General features: G+C 67.4%; 16 protein-coding genes. 8 read left to right on the forward strand and 8 right to left on the reverse strand.

The features are described 5' to 3' along the window. The first annotated feature begins 31 nt into the window (after positions 1–31). Genes ACZYZ9_RS09740 through ACZYZ9_RS09760 form a run of 5 tightly spaced genes read left to right on the forward strand, consistent with a single transcriptional unit; the run spans position 32 to position 3,813 of the window. The gene (locus ACZYZ9_RS09740; RefSeq protein WP_463826061.1) at positions 32–1,117 is read left to right on the forward strand and encodes an NAD(P)H-dependent amine dehydrogenase family protein; all 1,086 of its coding nucleotides are present in this window, start codon (positions 32–34) and stop codon (positions 1,115–1,117) included. Next, on the forward strand, positions 1,114–1,932 hold the full coding sequence (locus ACZYZ9_RS09745; RefSeq protein ID WP_463826062.1) for a glucose 1-dehydrogenase: 819 nt from the start codon (positions 1,114–1,116) through the stop codon (positions 1,930–1,932). Before ACZYZ9_RS09740 ends, ACZYZ9_RS09745 begins: the two co-directional genes overlap by 4 nt. Further along, positions 1,929–2,426, forward strand: coding sequence for a VOC family protein (locus tag ACZYZ9_RS09750; RefSeq protein ID WP_463826063.1), 498 nt, complete (start codon positions 1,929–1,931; stop codon positions 2,424–2,426). Before ACZYZ9_RS09745 ends, ACZYZ9_RS09750 begins: the two co-directional genes overlap by 4 nt. Next, positions 2,423–3,208, forward strand: coding sequence for an SDR family NAD(P)-dependent oxidoreductase (locus tag ACZYZ9_RS09755; RefSeq protein WP_463826064.1), 786 nt, complete (start codon positions 2,423–2,425; stop codon positions 3,206–3,208). Before ACZYZ9_RS09750 ends, ACZYZ9_RS09755 begins: the two co-directional genes overlap by 4 nt. Then, positions 3,205–3,813 (forward strand): TetR/AcrR family transcriptional regulator, encoded by a 609-nt coding sequence (locus tag ACZYZ9_RS09760; protein WP_463826065.1) that lies wholly within the window; start codon positions 3,205–3,207, stop codon positions 3,811–3,813. Before ACZYZ9_RS09755 ends, ACZYZ9_RS09760 begins: the two co-directional genes overlap by 4 nt. 17 nt (positions 3,814–3,830) lie before the next feature. Here the strand turns inward: ACZYZ9_RS09760 and ACZYZ9_RS09765 are convergent, their stop codons facing one another. The 7 genes from ACZYZ9_RS09765 to ACZYZ9_RS09795 all read right to left on the reverse strand — a co-directional run bounded on the left by ACZYZ9_RS09765 (position 3,831) and on the right by ACZYZ9_RS09795 (position 11,979). Next, positions 3,831–4,814, reverse strand: coding sequence for a D-2-hydroxyacid dehydrogenase family protein (locus ACZYZ9_RS09765; protein WP_463826066.1), 984 nt, complete (start codon positions 4,812–4,814; stop codon positions 3,831–3,833). Positions 4,815–4,823: 9 nt separating this feature from the next. Further along, the gene (locus tag ACZYZ9_RS09770; protein WP_463826067.1) at positions 4,824–6,323 is read right to left on the reverse strand and encodes a carboxylesterase/lipase family protein; all 1,500 of its coding nucleotides are present in this window, start codon (positions 6,321–6,323) and stop codon (positions 4,824–4,826) included. A gap of 20 nt (positions 6,324–6,343) precedes the next feature. After that, the gene (locus ACZYZ9_RS09775) at positions 6,344–7,708 is read right to left on the reverse strand and encodes a flavin monoamine oxidase family protein (RefSeq protein ID WP_463826068.1); all 1,365 of its coding nucleotides are present in this window, start codon (positions 7,706–7,708) and stop codon (positions 6,344–6,346) included. Between the two features lie 80 nt (positions 7,709–7,788). Beyond that, complete coding sequence (locus ACZYZ9_RS09780; protein ID WP_463826069.1) at positions 7,789–8,400, reverse strand: TetR/AcrR family transcriptional regulator; 612 nt, start codon at positions 8,398–8,400, stop codon at positions 7,789–7,791. Positions 8,401–8,533: 133 nt separating this feature from the next. Further along, positions 8,534–9,442 carry an HpcH/HpaI aldolase/citrate lyase family protein gene (locus ACZYZ9_RS09785; protein WP_463826070.1) on the reverse strand — a complete coding sequence of 303 codons (909 nt, stop codon included), beginning with the start codon at positions 9,440–9,442 and terminating at the stop codon, positions 8,534–8,536. A gap of 13 nt (positions 9,443–9,455) precedes the next feature. Beyond that, positions 9,456–10,640 carry a CaiB/BaiF CoA transferase family protein gene (locus ACZYZ9_RS09790; protein ID WP_463826071.1) on the reverse strand — a complete coding sequence of 395 codons (1,185 nt, stop codon included), beginning with the start codon at positions 10,638–10,640 and terminating at the stop codon, positions 9,456–9,458. Beyond that, positions 10,633–11,979, reverse strand: a complete 1,347-nt coding sequence (locus ACZYZ9_RS09795) for an LLM class flavin-dependent oxidoreductase (RefSeq protein ID WP_463826072.1) — start codon at positions 11,977–11,979, stop codon at positions 10,633–10,635. The genes ACZYZ9_RS09790 and ACZYZ9_RS09795 overlap by 8 nt, the downstream gene beginning before the upstream one ends. 61 nt (positions 11,980–12,040) lie before the next feature. On the opposite strand from ACZYZ9_RS09795, the gene ACZYZ9_RS09800 reads away from it, so the two are divergent. The 3 genes from ACZYZ9_RS09800 to ACZYZ9_RS09810 are packed head-to-tail and all read left to right on the forward strand — an operon-like array spanning position 12,041 to position 17,923. Further along, positions 12,041–12,685, forward strand: coding sequence for a GntR family transcriptional regulator (locus tag ACZYZ9_RS09800; RefSeq protein WP_463826073.1), 645 nt, complete (start codon positions 12,041–12,043; stop codon positions 12,683–12,685). A 10-nt stretch (positions 12,686–12,695) separates the two neighbouring features. Continuing rightward, on the forward strand, positions 12,696–16,616 hold the full coding sequence (locus ACZYZ9_RS09805; protein WP_463826074.1) for a Pls/PosA family non-ribosomal peptide synthetase: 3,921 nt from the start codon (positions 12,696–12,698) through the stop codon (positions 16,614–16,616). Further along, positions 16,613–17,923: a M1 family metallopeptidase gene (locus tag ACZYZ9_RS09810; protein WP_463826075.1), complete on the forward strand. Its 1,311-nt coding sequence runs from the start codon at positions 16,613–16,615 to the stop codon at positions 17,921–17,923. Before ACZYZ9_RS09805 ends, ACZYZ9_RS09810 begins: the two co-directional genes overlap by 4 nt. Here ACZYZ9_RS09810 and ACZYZ9_RS09815 read toward each other — a convergent pair whose 3' ends face one another. After that, a complete protein-coding gene (locus tag ACZYZ9_RS09815; protein WP_463826417.1) occupies positions 17,924–18,310 on the reverse strand; it encodes a DUF2237 family protein in 387 nt (128 codons plus the stop codon). It lies immediately after the preceding gene. Positions 18,311–18,368 lie beyond the last annotated feature (58 nt).

The raw sequence follows: 18,368 nt of genomic DNA on the forward strand, positions 1-18,368 counted from the left end.
ACTGCCCTCAGTTCCGTCGGAAAGGTGTCCCATGATCGCTGCGCCCACACTTCGCGTCATCCAGTGGGCGACCGGGGGCGTCGGGAAAGCCGCCGTCCAATGCGTGCTGAACCATCCGCAACTCGATTTGGTGGGTTGCTGGGTCCACTCCGCGGACAAGAACGGCCGAGATGTCGGCGAGATCGTGGGAGTCGACCCCATAGGTGTCACCGCCACCACCAACGTCGACGAGATCCTGGCTCTGGACGCCGACTGCGTCGTTTACAGCCCGCTGATCCCTAACGACGACGAAGTGCTGGCGATCCTGCGGTCAGGTAAGAACATCGTCACCCCAGTCGGCTGGGTCTACCCGGACCTGACCCATCCCCGACACCGGGCCGTCGCCGACGCCGCACTCGAGGCCGGGGTCACGTTGCACGGGTCGGGGATTCACCCCGGCGGGATCACCGAGCGCTTCCCGCTCATGCTGTCCGGGCTGTCCTCGGCGGTCACCCACATGCGCGCCGAGGAATTCTCGGACATCCGCACCTACAACGCCCCGGACGTGGTGCGACACATCATGGGATTCGGCGGCACCCCCGAGGAGGCTGTGCAGGGACCGATGGCCGCGCTGCTGGAGCAAGGCTTCAAGATGTCGGTCCGGATGATCGCCGACCACATGGGTTTCCGCATCGATTCCGGCATCCAGACGCTTCAGGAGATCGCGGTAGCCACCGCCGAGATCGACTACGAGCCATTCGCCATCACTGCGGGAACCGTTGCCGCACGGCGGTTTCGGTGGCAAGCGACCGTCGACGGCGAACCGGTCATCACCGCCGCGGTCAACTGGCTGATGGGCGAGGAGAACCTGGAACCCGCCTGGAACTTCGGCGGCGAAGGCGAGCGGTTCGAGGTCGAGATCACCGGTGACCCCACCGTGAACCTCACCTTCAAGGGGCTGCAACCGCCCAGCGTCGCCGAGGGTCTGATCCGCAATCCCGGCGTGGTCGCCACCGCCAACCACTGCGTCAACGCCATCCCCGACGTGTGCGCGGCCGAGCCCGGTATCAAGACCTACCTGGACCTGCCGTTGTTTGCCGGACGTCCGGCGCCGCACCTCGCGGGCGGCAACCGATGATCCTGGACTCCTTTCGCCTGACCGACCGCGTCGCCATCGTGACCGGCGCCGGCGCCGGGATCGGTCGCGACATCGCGGTCGCGTTCGCTGAGGCGGGTGCGGACGTCGTCGTGGCCGCGCGCACCAGGTCCGATCTGGACGAAACCGTGCGGCTGATCGAAAAGACCGGTCGCCGTGGCCTTTCCGTCGTCACCGACGTGCTGGTCGAGGACGACCTGGAGCGGCTGGTCGCAGTGACCGTCGAGCAGTTCGGCCGACTGTCCATCCTGGTCAACAACGCCGGCGGAACCCAGCCGCGCCCGGCCATGCAGACCTCCTCGCGGTACCTGAGCACCGCGCTGCAGTTCAATGCCGTCGCACCGTTCGTGTTGAGTCGCCTAGCCGCGCAGGCCATGGTGGACACCGACGGATCCGGATCGATCGTGAACATCTCATCCCGGTCCGGTGACATGGCGATGCGCTGCATGACGGCCTACGGCGCGGGCAAGGCGGCGCTGAACATGATGACTCAGGACATGGCGGCCGACCTCGCGCCCCTGGTGCGGGTCAACGCGATCGGTGTCGGTGGGGTGGCGACACAGTCGATGGATTTCGTGACGACCAACGACGCGCTGCGCACCGAGTTCGTGGCGAACACCCCGATGGGCCGTATCGGGACCCCACGCGACATCGCCGCCGCGGCGCTCTATCTCGCCTCGCCCGCCTCGTCCTGGGTGACCGGGGTGATCCTGCGGGTCGACGGCGGCACCACCAAGCCCTCGTTCGATCTGCCTGCGCCACCGCTGGTTTCGGCTCGCGCGCGGGAGAAGCCATGAGCGTGCTCGAGGATGTTTCGTTCTGTCACCTGGTCGTCGGGGTGACCGACATGGACCGCGCGCTGGGGTTCTATCGCGACCTGCTCGGCCTCGACGTGGTGTTCGACCAGACCATCTCCGGCGAGCCGTTCGACGCCGTCCTGCATTCCACCCACAAGCAGCAGGGCCGGGTGGTCGGTGGGCTGCTGGGCCGGCTGATGATCGAACTGCTCTCGCTGGGGCCGGCCGCGCCGCACCACCAGCCGGCCCGTCCCGGCATCGCCGGCATTCACAACCTGTCCCTGTCGGTCACCGATTTGGACGACACCCACCGCCGGGTTCGGGACGCCGGCTATGCCCCGGAGCAGGAGCCTTTCGAAATCAGCGGTGTGCGAATGTTTTTCGTCAAGGACCCGGACGGTACCGCGGTCGAGTTCATCGAACTGCCGGGCGCGGTACGCAGCACCTACGAGTTGCATCGTGGGGTGCCCCTGCGATTGGGCCCAGCCGGATGAGTTACTCGCACCCGGACTCGCTGCTCGGGCAGGTCGTCGTCGTCACCGGCGCCGCGCAGGGCATCGGCAAAGGGGTGAGCGCCGCACTGCTGGAACGGGGTGCCTCGGTGTTGCTGGTGGACATCCAAGACGACAAGCTCTCCGCGACCGCGGCTGAACTGCGAGCGGAATTCGATGCCGGAGAACGGGTTTCGACGCTATCGGCCAACCTGCGGGACGTGGACAGTGTGCCGCAGATCGTGGCCGCCGCCGTCGGCACATTCGGCACCGTGCACGGCCTGGTGAACAATGCGATCGCCAGCAACGAGCCCAAGCCGTTCGTCGACATCACCCCCACCGACCTGGCACTCGGCTACGACGTCGGTCCGCGCGCCACGTTTCTGCTGATGCAGGCGGTATACCCGGTGATGGTCGCTGCCGGTGGCGGCTCGATCGTCAACCTCGGCTCGGGTTCGGGCACCGGCGGCGAACCCAAGTTCGGTGGATACGCCGCCGCCAAGGAAGCGATCCGCGGCCTGTCGAAGGTCGCGGCGCTGGAGTGGGGCCGCGACAACATCCGGGTGAACGTCATCTGCCCGTTCGCCGAATCCGACGGCGTCAAGCTGTGGAAGCAGCTCGCTCCCGACGACTACGCCAAGGCAGTCGGACGGGTCCCGATGAAGCGGATCGGGGACGTGCGTACTGATGTGGGTGCACTGGTTGCGTTCCTGCTGGGCGCCGATTCGACGTTCCTCACCGGGCAGACCATCCATGTCGACGGTGGGATCGGCAGCTTCCGGTGAGTGTCTCGGGGGAGTCGCTGCGGGACCGCCAGCGTGCCCAGATCCGCGCCGACATCCGTCGCGCTGCGTTCAAATTGTTCGCTGAGCGCGGCTACGACGGCGTGACGACGGATCAGATCGCCACCGCCGCAGGCGTTTCCACGCGCACCTTGTTCCGGCACGTGACAACCAAGGAGGACCTGCTGCTGGCGCCGGCACGGCATGGCGGAGCCGAAGTGGTAAGCCTGCTCGAACAGCAGCCGGCCACCGAATCACCGGATGTCGCACTGGCCAATGCCATCGTCGGTCGCACCCGATCCTTCGGTGCGGCCGATATCGAAGAGTGGCGGTCGGCGCTGCTGGTGGCACCCGAAGTCCTGGAGCGGCTGCAGTTTCACACCGCTGATGACCGGCAGCGAGCCACCGGAATCACCGCGCACCGGATGGGTGTGGATCCTGACACCGACATCCGGCCAGGTCTGTTGGTGCATTTGAGTTTTGCCGCCGCCGATTTCGGGTTCCAGCGCTGGGTGCGGCAAGACCCGGCTCGGCAGCCGCTGGATCGCTGCGTAGCTGAGGCCCTGGAGGCGGTGCGAAGCCCCCGCTGGATTGCTGGTCGGGGCTGACGGCGTGGCCGCACCGTCTAGCGCAGCGCTTCGGGATTCGCGATCCGCGACGGAGTACCGTCCAGCCAGGCGGCCACGGCTTCGATGGCGTCGGAATAGAACGCGCTCAGCATTTCTCGCGTGACGTAGCCGAGATGGGGCGAGAGTGTCACGTTCGGCAGCGTCCGCAGCGGATGGTCGACGGGCAGCGGTTCGGTGTCGTAGACGTCCAGGCCCGCTCCGGAGAGTCGGCCCCGGCGCAGGGCTTCGACGAGCGCTGTGTCGTCGACGATCGGTCCGCGAGACGTGTTGACCAGGAACGCCGTCGGCTTCATCAGGGCAAGCTCGGGCGCACCGATCAGCCCGCGGGTGCGCTCGGATAGTACGAGGTGGATGGACACCACGTCGGACTGTTCGAACAACGCCGCCTTCTCGACCCACCGTGCGCCCGCTTGCGCGGCGGCATCCGGGGTCAGGTTCTGACTCCAGGCCACCACGTCCATACCGAATACGGTTGCATATTCGGCCATACGTTTACCGACTCGGCCGAGTCCGAGCAATCCCAAAGTCTTGCCGGACAATGTCATACCGGTGGTGCTCTGCCATCCACCACCGCGCATGCGCCGGTGCTCTTCGGCCAGATTCCGCACGGTCGCGATCATCAGTCCCCAGGCCAGTTCGGGGGTGGCGTCGCGCACCGCGCGGAATCGCGGATGCGCGAAGTCGGAATGGGCGACCAGTATCCCGTGCTCGGTAGCGGCGGCCAGGTCGAGGTTGGGCAGGCTGCGACCGACGATGGTGATGAGCTTCAGATTCGGCAACCGTGCAATGAGGCCGCGCGGGAACGCCATTCGCTCGCGCATCGTGCACAGCACGTCGAACGGCAGCAGCTCCTCGGCTGCCTCGTCTTCGGTCAGGTGCCGATCGAAAACCGTTATCTCAGAGTGTTTCTGAATCTCCGACCAGTCAGCCAGCTGCAGAGCAAGACCCGCGTAATCATCCAGTATCGCTACCCGGCGCATCGGTGCCTGCTAATGCGCCGCAGTAGGTTTCGCGTCCCGCTGCGGTCCACGGTAATGACACCATGCGTCGCGGGTCGCGCTGTAGAGTCCGTCGACCATACGCGGTTCCGGGCGATCAATCACCATGGCGGCCTCCCCGTCGGCGTAGGCGGGCCAAGCGGCGCTGCCGGTCCGCGCGAACTCGACCCAGTGCTGTTGTACCCAGTCGCCGATGGCGCGGTGTTCGCGGCGTCCTCCGACCGCCAGCGCCGCAGCACCCGCGCTGCCGAACAACAGCGGTACATCGGTGGCGTGGATGGCGCCCATCCCGATCCGGCGCAGCACCGGCGGGGCGTAATCGATCCGATAGAGGTAGGTCGGCGCGTGTCGGGCGTGGCCCTCGGCCGCGGCGATCATCGGCCGGACGAAGAAGCAATCCGTGGCGAGCCGGGTCAGCGCCGCCGCGCTGGGGTAATCCGGATAGTGCGCCAACACGTTTTTCCGGGCGGCGGGATCGGTTGCCGCGAACATGCGGTCCACCCGCGCCGGGGTGGTCGGGAACAGATCGACGAACGGCCGCACCGGCACCCAGCCGGCGTGCCCCATCTCGTCGCGCATCGACCCCATGATGAGCGGGACGCGGTGGGCGCGGCCGGCGCCGATCGCCGCCGTCGGATCTTCGGGCAGGAAGTCCCCGTCGATCACCGGTGCCAGCGCCATCTGACACGGGACGGTGCGCGCGGTCCGCAACATCACCCGGATCGCGGCCCGGGTGATCGCGGCGGGAGGCGCCGTGCGCAGCAGGGTGTGATCACCGCCGAGCACATCGACGACCTGACGCGCGGTGTCTGCGGCCTGCTCCGGCGTGCGCACCGCGTCGGGTATCGGACTCTGCGCGATCGCCCGCTGGAACAGACCCTGCGCAGCGGGCACGGCGAGGTGGGTCAGGACGGCGCTCGCACCGGCGGACTGGCCGCAGGCGGTGACGCAGTCGGGATCACCGCCGAAAGCTGCGATGTTGCGCCGCACCCAACTCAACGCGGCCACTTGATCGCGTAGCCCCAGGTTGGACTCGAATTCCGTTGCGTAGCCGGAGAAATCGACGAAGCCCAAACCACCGAGCCGGTAGTTGATGGTGACGAGCACAATCCCGAAGCGCCGCACCAGCGGCGTCGGATCGTGCACCGGCAGCGCGGATGTGCCCTCGAAGTAACCGCCGCCGTGAATGAAGACCAGGACCGGAAGCGGACCGTCGGTGCGTTTGGCGGGTGCGCACACGTTCAGCGTCAGGCAGTCCTCGTGCTGAATCTGCCGCTTGACGACGCCGAGTGGCGAGCTGAACCGGTGCGAGTGCGCGGCATAGGCGAACTGGGTCGCATCGCGCACGCCGGACCAGGGCGTGACGGGCTGCGGCGCCCGGAAGCGTAGCGGGCCGACCGGCGGTGCCGCATAGGGAATCGCCCGCCACATCTCCACGTCGCGGTGCCGTCGTCCGCGAACTACGCCTGACTCGACGGCTACCTCGACCACCGACCCAGTGTGCCGCATTGTCACCTGGTGTCGAGGATCTCCCCGGCTGCGCGGCGACCCGACGTGATGGCGCCGTCCATGTAACCGCACCACTGCTGGGCAGTCTCGGCGCCGGCCCAGTGGATCCGGCCGACCGGAGCGGCCAGCGCCTTGCCGAACTGGGTCAGCGCGCCGGCGGTGAGGCGTCCGCCGTAGCAACCACGGGTGAATTCTTCTGCCGCCCAATCAAGTTCGATGATGTCGAACGGCTCGGCGGCCTGTGGCCCGAAATATTTCACCAGCGCATCGATGATCAGCTTGCGGCGCTGCTCAGCCCGCAACCCGGCCGCATCCCGGGCATGGGCGCCGTCCATGAACCCGACCAAGACCCCGCAGGATGCGTCGGGCGGTGAGTTGTCCATGACAACACTCAACGCATCGTCGAGGCTGGTCACGAAGCCGCTCAGCCCGGCATCGCGCCAGAACGGTGTCGAGTAGCCGACCTGGACCTTGATCACCGACCCGGCCGGGAACTGCTGGGTCAACGCGTCGCGAGCGGAAGGCAGCGGCGGCACATACCGAATCCGGCCGGCCAGGGTCGGCGGAATCGCGACGACCACGTGGCTGGCCGTCACCGTGCCCGAGCTCGCCGCGTCGGCGTCCTCGTAAGTGACCGTGACCCCATCCGGATCCTGCACGATGGTCCGGACCACCGCTCCCAACTGGACTCGGTCACCGAGTTCCGCGGCCAATCGCTCGGAGATCTGGTGCGTCCCACCCAGTACTCGCAGCTCCTGCGCACCGCCGGTCACCGCGAGCATTCCGGCCAAGCCGCTACCCGACCGCAGGTAGAACAACAGATGCAGCAACGAGAGTTCCGGCGTCTCCGCACAAAACAAGGTGGGCACCACGAGCCGGAAGAATCGGAGCGCGATCCGGTCGGAGGTTTGGGCCGTCAACCAGCCGTCGAAGGTCTGCCGATCCAGATCGGCAGCGTCCGCCGCCTGCCAGGGCGAGGCCGTCGGCACCGTGGCCGCCAGCGTCTCGAGCTCGCCCCAGACCCGGCCGATCTCGGCAAGGTTGTCGGCCGGAAGTCCGAACGATGCGTCGTTATAGCGCAACGTCTCACCATCGATGGCAGTGATCGCCTCACCGGTGTCATAGGTGGGGAACGTCTCGAGCCCGAGCTCGTCGATCAGCGCCAGCACCGTGTCCTGGCCTGGCCCGACCCACTGACCGCCCAATTCGACGGGAACCCCGTTGCTGAGAAACCCGCCGCGGTTGCGGCCTGCGACGCGATCCCTGGCTTCCAGGACGCACACGGACTTCCGGGCGGCGACCAGCTCGCGGGCCGCCGACAGCCCCGCGAGTCCAGCGCCGACGATCACCACATCGACATCCACCATTGCCTTCACCTTCCCAACTCATACAGTCGTATGACTTAGTTGGGCTTAAAACTAGGGCACTGCAGAGCCGTGGGCAAGAGTCAGTTGGAGGGGGACCGGACCACCGCGAGAGACACGACCGTCTCGACCAGCGCGTCGAGATCGGCCCTTGACCGGTCCGCGTCCGCGCTGATCACGTGCTGCAGGATCAGGCCGTCGATACCGGCGACCAGTAGCCGGGCCAGCCGATCAAAGGGAATCGTCGTGGTCTCCCCCGCCCGCGTCGCGGCCGACTCACACCACTGCGCAACGATTTCGATGTACCGCTCGTACTGCCAGCGCGGCAGTTCCTCCAGACCGGCCGTCCGCAACGCATGGGTGACGAGTTCGAGCTGTACCAACTGCAATTCGCGATGGTTGACCACCAACTCCGTCCAGAAGTTGCGCAACCCCACCCGAATCGCATGCTCCAGACCGGCTTCGAGTTCCGCCGAAATCCGCAGCAGTTCGGCGATCTCTTCCACGATGTCTTCGAACACCGCCCGCAGCAGGCCCTGCTTGGACGGGAACACGTACTGCAGGGTGCCCAGCGGGACGCCGGCTTCAGTCGCGACTGCGCGCATGGTGGTGCCGCCCACCCCGTCGCGCATCAGCACTGCGCGCGCAGCGGCCACTGCCTGCTTGGTGCGTACCGCGGATTCGACGTACGGCACCGTATCTCCCATCCAGAACGACTGCGAGACATCCGCAGCGGTAAGTGGCCACTTCACCACATGCGTAGCAGATCGCTGCCATCGTGGTATGTCAACCATCCCCGCAAGGGATCTTCGCAATAGTCATCGCAATCTAGGACCCGTTGATCAGTGTGGCGCGCGCCAGCGTCTGCTCGGCCATCTTCACGTGGGCAGCGTCGACGAGCACCCCGTTCACCCCGACCGCGCCGCGACCGTTGGCTTCTGCTTCCCGGTAGGCCGCGACATTACGCTTGGCTACAGCGATTTCGTCGGCGGTCGGCGCGTAGACACCGTTTGCGACCGGCACCTGGCTGGGGTGGATCGCCCACTTGCCGGTATACCCCATCAGCGAGGCCCGGCGCGCGTCCCGCTCATAGCCGGCGAGATCCTGATAGTCCGGGTACGGCGCGTCGATGGCATCGATGCCCGCGATGCGCGCCGCCACGATCACCTTGTTGCGCGCGTAAGACCAAAAGTCGCCGGGGTATTCGCCGAGCGGGACGAAGTTGGTGTCCACCCGCGCGCCCTGGGACAGCGAGAAGTCACCCACCCCGAAAATCAACGCATCCAACCGCGGGCTGGCTACCGCGATGGCCTCGGCATTGGCCAGGCCTTCCACTTCCTCGATCAGCACTTCGAGGCGAATTCGCTTGTTGAGTAGCAACTTTGATTCGAGCTGTGTGAGCAACACGTCGACCCACCACACGTCGCGGGCGGTGCGCGGCTTCGGGACGATGATGGTGTCGAGATTCCGTCCGGCCTTGGTCACCACCTCGATCAGATCGTCATGGCACCACGGTGTGTCCAGGCCGTTGATCCGGATGGCACGGGCGGTGCTGCCCCAGTCGATGTCGTTGAGTGCCGCAATTGCTTTGGCCCGCGATTGTTCCTTGAACGCCGCGGGTACGGCGTCTTCGAGGTCGAGGAACACTAGGTCCGCGCCGCATCCCGCGGCCTTCTCGAACATGTTGTCGTTGCTGGCGGGCACGGCGAGTTCCGAGCGACGAAGCAGTCCAGTCATCAATGTCCTTCTCTCACAACACGCCACGGGCGTGCAGGTCCTCAATGTCGTTGGCACTCAGATTGAGTAATTCGCCGTAGACCTCGGCGTTGTGCTGGCCCAGGCGTGGACCCAGCTGTCCGACGGTGCCGGTGGCCGCCGAGAACCGCGGCACCGGAGCCTGCACCGTCATCGCGCCTAGTTCGTCGTCGTCGACCGAGATGAACACGCCGCGATGGGTGAGTTGCTCGTCGTCGACCAGATCGGTGATGTCATACACCGGTGCCGCCGCCACCTCATGGGCCTGGAAAACCTCCATCGCTTCTGAAAGTGTCTTGCCGGCAACCCAATCCGCCACCACGGTATCGACCTCACGGGCCCGGGCCAGCCGGCGCTGCGGGTCGGAGAAATCCGTATCCTGCACCAGATCGTCTCTGCCAATGGCCCGGAACACCCGCAGCGCCAGCGCCGGGGAGCTGCCCGACATCGCCAGCCACCGGCCGTCGGCGGTGCGATAGGTGTTACGCGGGGCCGAGATGTCCCAACGGTTGCCCGACCGTTCCGGCACCAGGCCCAGCTGGTCATATCCCAGCAACGTCTGTTCCAGTAAACGGGCCAGGGGGTCAATGAGATTGACGTCGATGAGCTGTCCGGGACCACCGTGCACGTCGCGGTGGTAGAGCGCCATCAGCACCGCATACGCCGCGTTCAGCGACGCGACACCGTCAGCCAGCATGAATGGCGGCAGGGTCGGCGGCCCGCCGGCCTGTCCGGTGATATGGGCGAAACCGCTCATCGCCTCGCCGAGGGTGCCGAACCCGGGCCGTTCGCTCTTGGGTCCGCTCAGTCCGTATCCGGTGATGTGCAGCATCACAATTCGCTCGTTGACCGCCCGTAGGCTCTCGTAGTCCAGCCCCCACTTGCGCAACGTTTGCGGCCGGGTGTTGACGATCACCACGTCGGAGTGCGCCACCAACCTGCGGGTCAGTTCCTGGCCTTCGGTGCACCGCAGATCCAGCGTGACGGACCGTTTGTTGCGCGACAACGACTTCCACATCAGTCCGACGCCGTCGCGCTGGTTGCCCCACGTCCGGATGGGATCACCGCACCCTGGTTGCTCGACTTTGATCACGTCGGCACCGAACTCGCCGAGATAGGTGGCCACCAGTGGCGCGGCCGCCAGGGTCGCAAGGTCCAGCACCCGTAGACCGTCAAGCATGGGCGCCCACCGGTCGTTGCAGGCCCAGGTGTCCCCGCAAGGTCGACGACTCGTAGGCGGTGCGAAACAGCCGACGTCGCTGCAGTTCCGGCACCACCATGCGCACCACGTCTTCGAAGGCGCCCGGCAGATGCGTTGCCGCCAAAACGAATCCGTCGCAGGCGCCGCTTTCGAACCAGTCCGCCATCTGATCGGCAACCTGCTCGCCGGTGCCGACGAATCGCGGCCCCTGCAACAGCGTGGCGCGGTGGCCGGCCAGATCGCGTACCGTCACGGTGTCGCCCCCGATATGGGTGCGCAGGTTCTGCACCAGGCCGCGGATTCCGGACGCCGATGCGATGAGTTCGTCGGTGACCGGGTCGTCGAGGTCGTGCCGGGCGAAGTCGTAGTTCATCAACTCGGACAACAGGGTCAGCGACGCCATGGGGTGCACCAGGTCGTTCAGGAACATCGCCTCGCGGTCCTTGGCGTGCGACTCCGACTCCCCCACCACGGCGTAGGCCATCGGGCAGATGCGCACTGAGGCGGGGTCGCGCCCGGCGTCTTCGATGCGTTGTTTCTGATCGGCGTAGTGGGTACGGGCCACGTCGATGCCCGGGTCGCCGGTGAAGATCAATTCGGCCCAGCGCGAGGCGAATTCGCGGCCGCGACCCGAGGACCCCGCCTGGATGATGACCGGCCGGCCCTGCGGCGTGCGGGGCACCGTCAATGGCCCGCGGGCGGCGAAGTACTGCCCGACATGGCCGAGTTCGTGCACCTTGGCCGGGTCGGCGTACCGACCGGAGCCGCGGTCGTGCAGGATCGCGTCGTCCTCCCAGGTGTCCCACAGGCCGGTGACCACGTCCATGAACTCGTCGGCACGGTCATACCGTTCGTCGTGACCCAGATGCGCATCGACACCGAAGTTTTGCGCCTCGCTGTCGTTGACCGAGGTGACGACGTTCCAGGCGGCCCGCCCGGCAGAGAGGTGGTCCAGCGACGCGAAGGTGCGGGCGACGTGGAACGGCGCGTAGTAGGTGGTCGAGTAGGTGGCACCGAGCCCGATGTGGGAGGTCGCCTGCGCCAGTACGCCCAGCACGACGCCCAGGTCGAGCTTGACCGGCCGCGCGCCGTACTTCACCGCCTCGTCCACCGACCCGCCGTACACCCCGGGCATGGCCAACCGGTCGTCGAAGAACATCAGGTCGAAGCAGCCCTCTTCGAGCTGGCGGCCGATCTTGGCGTAGTAGGACGCTTCGAGATAGCGGTGCTCGGTCGCGGGGTGCCGCCACGATCCGGCATACACCGAGGTGCTGCCCGCTTGCATGAAGGCGACGAGGGACATCTGGTCGGTTCGCATAAATCGGAATGTAACATCTGATATATCAGATTTCAAATGTCACGTTTGGTATGCTCGCTAGGTGGTAGGGATCGACATCTCCGGCACCGTGCGGGAGCGGGCGGCCCGCGAACTGCGCGACCGCATCATCACCGGCGCGCTACCCGCCGGAGCTCGTATCGACCTCGACGCCATCACCGAGGAGTTCGCCACCAGTCGGACCCCGGTCCGCGAGGCCCTGCTGGAACTGTCCTTCGAGGGCCTGGTCCGGGTCGCCCCGCGCAGCGGCGTCACGGTGATCGGCATCAGCCCCGACGACGTGCTGGACAGCTTCACCATCCTGGGCGTGCTGACCGGGCAGGCAGCAGCCTGGGCCGCGCAGCGCATCGAACCGGACGAACTGGCCATGCTGCGCGAACTCGCCGCCGACGTGGCCGCCCGGTCCGGCGACGACAGCATCGGCGAGGCCAACTGGCATTTCCACCAGAAGATTCACCGCGCCGCACACTCACCGCGCCTGATGGCCCAGATCAAGCAGGCCGCGCGGGTGGTGCCCACCAACTTCCTCACCCTATTTCCCGACCATGAGAAACACTCGCTCGACGACCATCAGGCATTGCTCGACGCGTTCGGCGACAAGGACTCCGAGCGGGCCCGCGCCATCGCCGAACGACACGTGCTGGACGCCGGACGCTCGCTGGTCGAGTGGTTGGAGCGGCGCGGCTAGGGTTCCTAGCGTGCCCGAGATTCCCGCGCAGTATCTGCTGTCGGCTGACGCGCCGAACCCGCGCACCCTGATCGACATCGTCGAAGAGACCGCCGCGCGCTACCCGGACGCAGTGGCCATCGACGACGGCGAGGTGCAACTTACCTACAGCGAGTTGCTCGAGGACATGAAGGCCAGCGTCACCTGGCTGGCCGGCCGCGGTGTTGGCCGCGGTGACCGGATCGGCATCCGGATGCCCTCGGGCAGTTATTCGCTGTACGTCGCGATCCTGTCGGTGCTGGCCGCGGGGGCCGCCTACGTGCCCGTCGACGCCGACGATCCCGACGAACGCGCCGAGTTGGTATTCGGTGAAGCTGACGTGGTCGCGGTGATCACCGACAAAGGCATCCACCGCACCCAGGGCGCCTCGCGTGGCTGGCGGGCCGCGGCCCCGCTGGCCCGCGACGACGCCTGGATCATCTTCACCTCCGGGTCCACCGGCACTCCCAAAGGCGTCGCGGTCACCCATCGCAGCGCCGCGGCATTCGTCGATGCCGAGGCACGAATGTTTCTGCAAGACAACCCTATTGGACCCGGTGACCGGGTGCTGGCCGGGCTGTCGGTCGCGTTCGACGCGTCGTGCGAGGAGATGTGGCTGGCCTGGCGGCACGGCGCCTGCCTGGTCCCGGCGCCGCGGTCGCTGGTACGCAGCGGGATCGACCTGGGACCCTGGCTGGTGACCCGCGACGTGACCGTGGTGTCGACGGTGCCCTCGCTGGCCGCGTTGTGGCCGGCCGAAGCGCTGGAAGCGGTGCGCCTGTTGATCTTCGGAGGGGAGGCCTGTCCCGCCGAGCTTGCCGAACGCCTCGCCGTCGAGGGCCGCGAGGTGTGGAACACCTACGGGCCCACCGAGGCCACGGTGGTGGCCTGCGCTGCCCGCCTGGACGCGACGGGACCGGTCAGCATCGGGCTGCCGCTGGCCGGTTGGGATCTGGCGGTGGTCGACGCCGACGGCGAACCGGTCGGCTACGGCGAGACCGGCGAATTGGTGATTGGCGGGGTGGGTCTGGCTCGCTACCTCGACGAGGACAAGGACGCCGAAAAGTACGCGCCAATCCCGACTTTGGACTGGCCGCGGGCCTACCGCAGCGGCGATCTGGTCCGCCTCGAGCGCGACGGGCTGTACTTCTGTGGACGCAGCGACGACCAGGTCAAGGTCGGTGGCCGGCGCATCGAGCTGGGCGAGGTGGACGCGGCGCTGATCAGCCTGCCCGGGGTCAGCGGCGGGGCGACAGCGGTCCGGCGCACCGCCGGCGGCGCCGCGGTACTGGTCGGATACGTCGTCAGCGCCGACCCGGACTTCGACATCGCCGAGGCGCGCAACCGACTTGCCCAGCACCTGCCGGCCGGGCTGGTGCCGCGGCTGGTACGGATCGAGGAGTTGCCCACCCGGACCTCCGGCAAAGTCGACCGCGACGCGTTGCCGTGGCCCGCGCCGGGTAGCGCCGAGGACGTCCCGGAACTGGCCGGCACCGCGGGGCGGCTGGCCGAACTGTGGCGAGACCTGCTGGGCGCCACCGTGACCGGCGCGCAGGCCGACTTCTTCGAGCTCGGCGGCGGCTCGCTGGCCGCCGCTCAGCTGATCGTCAGCCTGCGACAGCAGTACCCGCAGCTCACCGTCGCTGATCTCTACGATCATCCGCGGCTGGGCTCGCTCGCCGGTTTCCTCGACGAGCTCGACGCGCCGCCGCAGGTCACCGAACGGGTGGTGCGACCGACCCCGCTGCGCGCTCAGATGATTCAGCTCTGTGCAGCGCTCCCGCTGGCGACGCTGGCCGCCCTGCAGTGGGTTACCTGGCTGGCGTTGGGGAACAACATCGCCCGTGCTCTTCATCTGGTGCCGTGGACGGCCACGGTGAGCTGGTGGCTGGTCGGCATCGCGTTCATCCTGTTCGTCACCCCGCCGGGACGGATGGGGATCGCGGTGCTGTTCGCTCGTCTGCTGCTGGGCAATGTCGAACCGGGTACCTATCCGCGCGGTGGCTCGGTGCATCTGCGGGTGTGGTTCGTCGAGCGGCTGGCCGCGGCCAGCGGTGCCGAAAACCTGGCCGGCGCACCGTGGCTCGTGTACTACGCACGCGCGCTGGGCGCCGAGATCGGCAAGGGGGTCGACCTGCATTCGATGCCGCCGGTGACGGGTCTGCTGACTGTCGGTGAACGCAGCGCGATCGAACCCGAAGTGGATCTGTGCGGGCATTGGATCGACGGGGACGCCTTTCACCTCGGCGCCATCACGATCGGCAACGACGCGACCATCGGTGCCCGGACCACGCTGCTGCCCGGCGCGGTCGTCGGCAAGAACGCCGACGTGGCACCCGGCTCCGGCGTGATCGACAAGATCAAGAACGGCCAGTACTGGAAGGGGTCCCCGGCGACCAAATCCGGCCGGGTCAAGCACCCGTGGCCCGATGAGCGGCCCGCCCGTCGCTCACACTGGGTAGCGGTATACGGGGTGACGTCACTGCTGCTGGCCGGCCTGCCGCTGCTCGCAGTAGCGAGCGGGCTGGCGGTCATCGCGTGGGCCGTCCACGGCACCCGCAGCCTGGCGCAGGCGGCGGTGCCCGCGCTGCTGTGGACGCCGGCGGCCACGCTGGTTGCGGTCATCGTCTATGCGGTGGTGACGGTGGCGGCAGTGCGGGCGCTATCGCTCGGATTGCGGGCCGGATACCACCCGGTGCGCAGCCGGTCGGGGTGGCAACTGTGGACCACCGAGCGGCTGATGGACGCCGCCCGCACCTACCTGTTCCCGGTGTACGCGAGTCTGCTGACGCCGGCCTGGTTGCGGCTGCTGGGCACGCAGGTCGGCCGCGGCACCGAGATCTCCACCGTGCTGCTGACGCCCACGTTCGCCGTCATCGAAGATGGGGCGTTTCTGGCCGACGACACCATGGTTGCTTCGTATGAGCTTGGCGGCGGCTGGATTTACGCCGCCGAGACGACCGTCGGGAGACGCGCGTTCCTCGGCAATTCGGGCATCACCCAGCCGGGCCGACGGGTGCCCGACGAGGGTCTGGTTGCGGTGCTGTCGGCCACGCCGCCCAAGGCCAAACGCGGCTCGTCCTGGCTGGGCAGTCCGCCGATGCGGTTGCGTCGACGCCCCGCCGAGGCCGATGACGAGACCACCTACTACCCGCCGACACGGTTGAAGCTGAAGCGCGCGGCCGTGGAGGGTTGCCGGCTGCTGCCGATGGTGGTGACCGCCGCCATCGGGCTCGCCGTGCTGGGCGTACTGCAGGCTCTGGCAACGGAATGGGGGATCTGGTGGACCGCCCTTTTCGCCGGACTGGTGCTGCTGGCGGCAGGTGCGGTCGCCGGCGTGGTGAGCGTGGTGGCCAAGTGGTTGCTGGTGGGCCGGATCAAGGCCAGTGAGTACCCGCTGTGGTCGTCGTTCGTGTGGCGCAACGAGCTGGCCGACACCTTCGTGGAAACCGTTGCGGCGCCGTGGTTTGCGCGGGCTGCGGCCGGCACGCCGGTGCTGAACGTGTGGCTGCGGGGGCTGGGGGCGACGGTAGGGCGGGGCACCTGGTGTGAAACCTACTGGCTGCCCGAGGCGGACCTGGTCTCGCTCGGCGCGGGCAGCACCGTCAACCGCGGCTGCGTGGTGCAGACTCACCTGTTCCACGACCGGATCATGCGGATGGACACCGTGGTGCTGGAGTCGGGTGCCACGCTGGGCCCGCACTGCGTCGCACTGCCGGCAGCGCGGTTGGGGGCCGGGGCGTCCGTCGGCCCGGCGTCGCTGGTGGTCCGTGGTGACGAGGTGCCCGGATCGACTCGCTGGCAGGGCAATCCGGTCCGGCCCTGGCAGGCGGACGGGAAGGCGGCCCGCAAAGCCGGCCGCAAGAAGTCGGCCCGCAAGAACGCGTCCCGCGTCGAGGACACCGCGGCGTGAAGTCCCCGGCGAAGAAGGCTGCCCTGGATCCGTACCTGCCGCGCAACGGCAACGTCGGTTATTCGGTGTCGCGGTACGAGTTGGACCTGGAATACAAAGTCGGCGTCAACCGCTTGACGGGGACAGCGACCATCACCGCGGTGACCCTCACCGAACTGCAGGCATTCGCCCTCGATCTGTCCAGCACCCTCTCGGTGTCGAAGGTGACGGTGAACGGCAAGCGCGCGCAGCGTTTCAGCTGCCGCGGCGGCAAACTGCGCATCACGCTGGCCGAGAAGTTGGCGTCCGGTGCCGGGTTGACCGTCGTCGTGCGTTACAGCGGCAACCCCAAGCCGTTCCGAACACTGTGGGGCGACGTCGGTTTCGAAGAGTTGACTGAGGGCGCGCTGGTCGCCGGACAGCCCAACGGCGCCGCATCCTGGTTCCCCTGCAACGACCATCCCAGCGCCAAGGCCGCCTTCCGCATTCAGGTCAGCACCGAAAGTGCTTACCGCGCAGTGGCCAACGGCAAGTTGATAGCGCACCGCACCCGGTCCTCGCAGACGGTGTGGACCTACGAACAGTCCGAACCGACGTCGACGTATCTGATCACCCTGCAGATCGGCGTCTACGAGATGGCCCGGCTGACAAGGACACCGGTGCCGATCCGCGCCGCGCTCCCCCGGCGGCTGCGCAGGGACTTCGACCACACCTTCGGCCGTCAACCCGAGATGATGAAGGTGTTCATCGACCTGTTCGGACCCTACCCGTTGGCCGACGGGTACACGGTGGTGGTCACTGACGACTCACTGGAAATTCCGCTCGAAGCACAAGGGATTTCGATCTTCGGAGCCAACCACTGCGATGGCAGCCCAGACAGCGAGCGGTTGATCGCCCATGAACTGGCCCACCAGTGGTTCGGTAACTCCGTGACCGCACGCCGATGGCGGGACATCTGGCTGCACGAGGGATTCGCCTGCTACGCGGAGTGGTTGTGGTCCGAGCACAGCGGCGGTCCCAGCGCCGACGAACTCGCCCACCAGTATCACGCCGAGTTACGCCACCAGGCACAGGACCTGCTGTTGAGCGATCCCGAACCGCGGCGGATGTTCGACGATCGGGTGTACAAGCGCGGCGCGCTCACGCTGCACGCCCTGCGCGGTCGGCTCGGTGACACGAATTTCTTTGCGCTGCTGAAGGATTGGACGAATCGCTATCGGCACGCAACGGCCGACACGGACGACTTCACCGGCTTGGCGGCGGGCTACACCGACGAGTCGCTGCGGCCATTGTGGGAGGCCTGGCTGTATTCGACCGAGGTGCCGTGATCACAGGCTGGCCAGGTCGTCGGGCACGTCCACAGCATGCTCCTCGAGGACTTCGAGCGGCACCACGTCCAGCGTGCGCTGATGGGTGGACGCCAGCACCACTGGCGCTGCGCACCCGTCCTGGTGAGCCCGCAGCCAATTTCGGGCGGTGACGCACCACCGGTCGCCGGGCAGCAGCCCGGGAAACCGGTACTCGGGCACGGGGGTGGACAGGTCGTTGCCGATGGAGCGCTGATGCTCGAGGAACTCGGCGGTCACGACCGCACAAATGGTGTGCAAGCCGCGGTCCTCGTCGCCGGTGGAACAGCAGCCGTCCCGGTAGAAGCCGGTGACCGGCTCGTTGCCGCACGGTTCCAACGGGCCACCCAGCACGTTGCGATCAGGCAGGCGATCAGACATGTGCCCAGTATTGTCCCTCGGCGCCGGGTTGGGCGGAGCTTTCGCA

It is taken from the genome of Mycobacterium sp. IDUB_28, from assembly GCF_055419285.1.

Bases quoted from the DNA above. Each gene is read 5' to 3' on its own strand.
- ACZYZ9_RS09740 (WP_463826061.1), top strand. From the start codon at position 32: ATGATCGCTGCGCCCACACTTCGCGTCATCCAGTGGGCGACCGGGGGC.
- ACZYZ9_RS09745 (WP_463826062.1), top strand. From the start codon at position 1,114: ATGATCCTGGACTCCTTTCGCCTGACCGACCGCGTCGCCATCGTGACC.
- ACZYZ9_RS09750 (WP_463826063.1), top strand. From the start codon at position 1,929: ATGAGCGTGCTCGAGGATGTTTCGTTCTGTCACCTGGTCGTCGGGGTG.
- ACZYZ9_RS09755 (WP_463826064.1), top strand. From the start codon at position 2,423: ATGAGTTACTCGCACCCGGACTCGCTGCTCGGGCAGGTCGTCGTCGTC.
- ACZYZ9_RS09765 (WP_463826066.1), bottom strand. From the start codon at position 4,814: ATGCGCCGGGTAGCGATACTGGATGATTACGCGGGTCTTGCTCTGCAG.
- ACZYZ9_RS09775 (WP_463826068.1), bottom strand. From the start codon at position 7,708: ATGGTGGATGTCGATGTGGTGATCGTCGGCGCTGGACTCGCGGGGCTG.
- ACZYZ9_RS09785 (WP_463826070.1), bottom strand. From the start codon at position 9,442: ATGACTGGACTGCTTCGTCGCTCGGAACTCGCCGTGCCCGCCAGCAAC.
- ACZYZ9_RS09790 (WP_463826071.1), bottom strand. From the start codon at position 10,640: ATGCTTGACGGTCTACGGGTGCTGGACCTTGCGACCCTGGCGGCCGCG.
- ACZYZ9_RS09795 (WP_463826072.1), bottom strand. From the start codon at position 11,979: ATGCGAACCGACCAGATGTCCCTCGTCGCCTTCATGCAAGCGGGCAGC.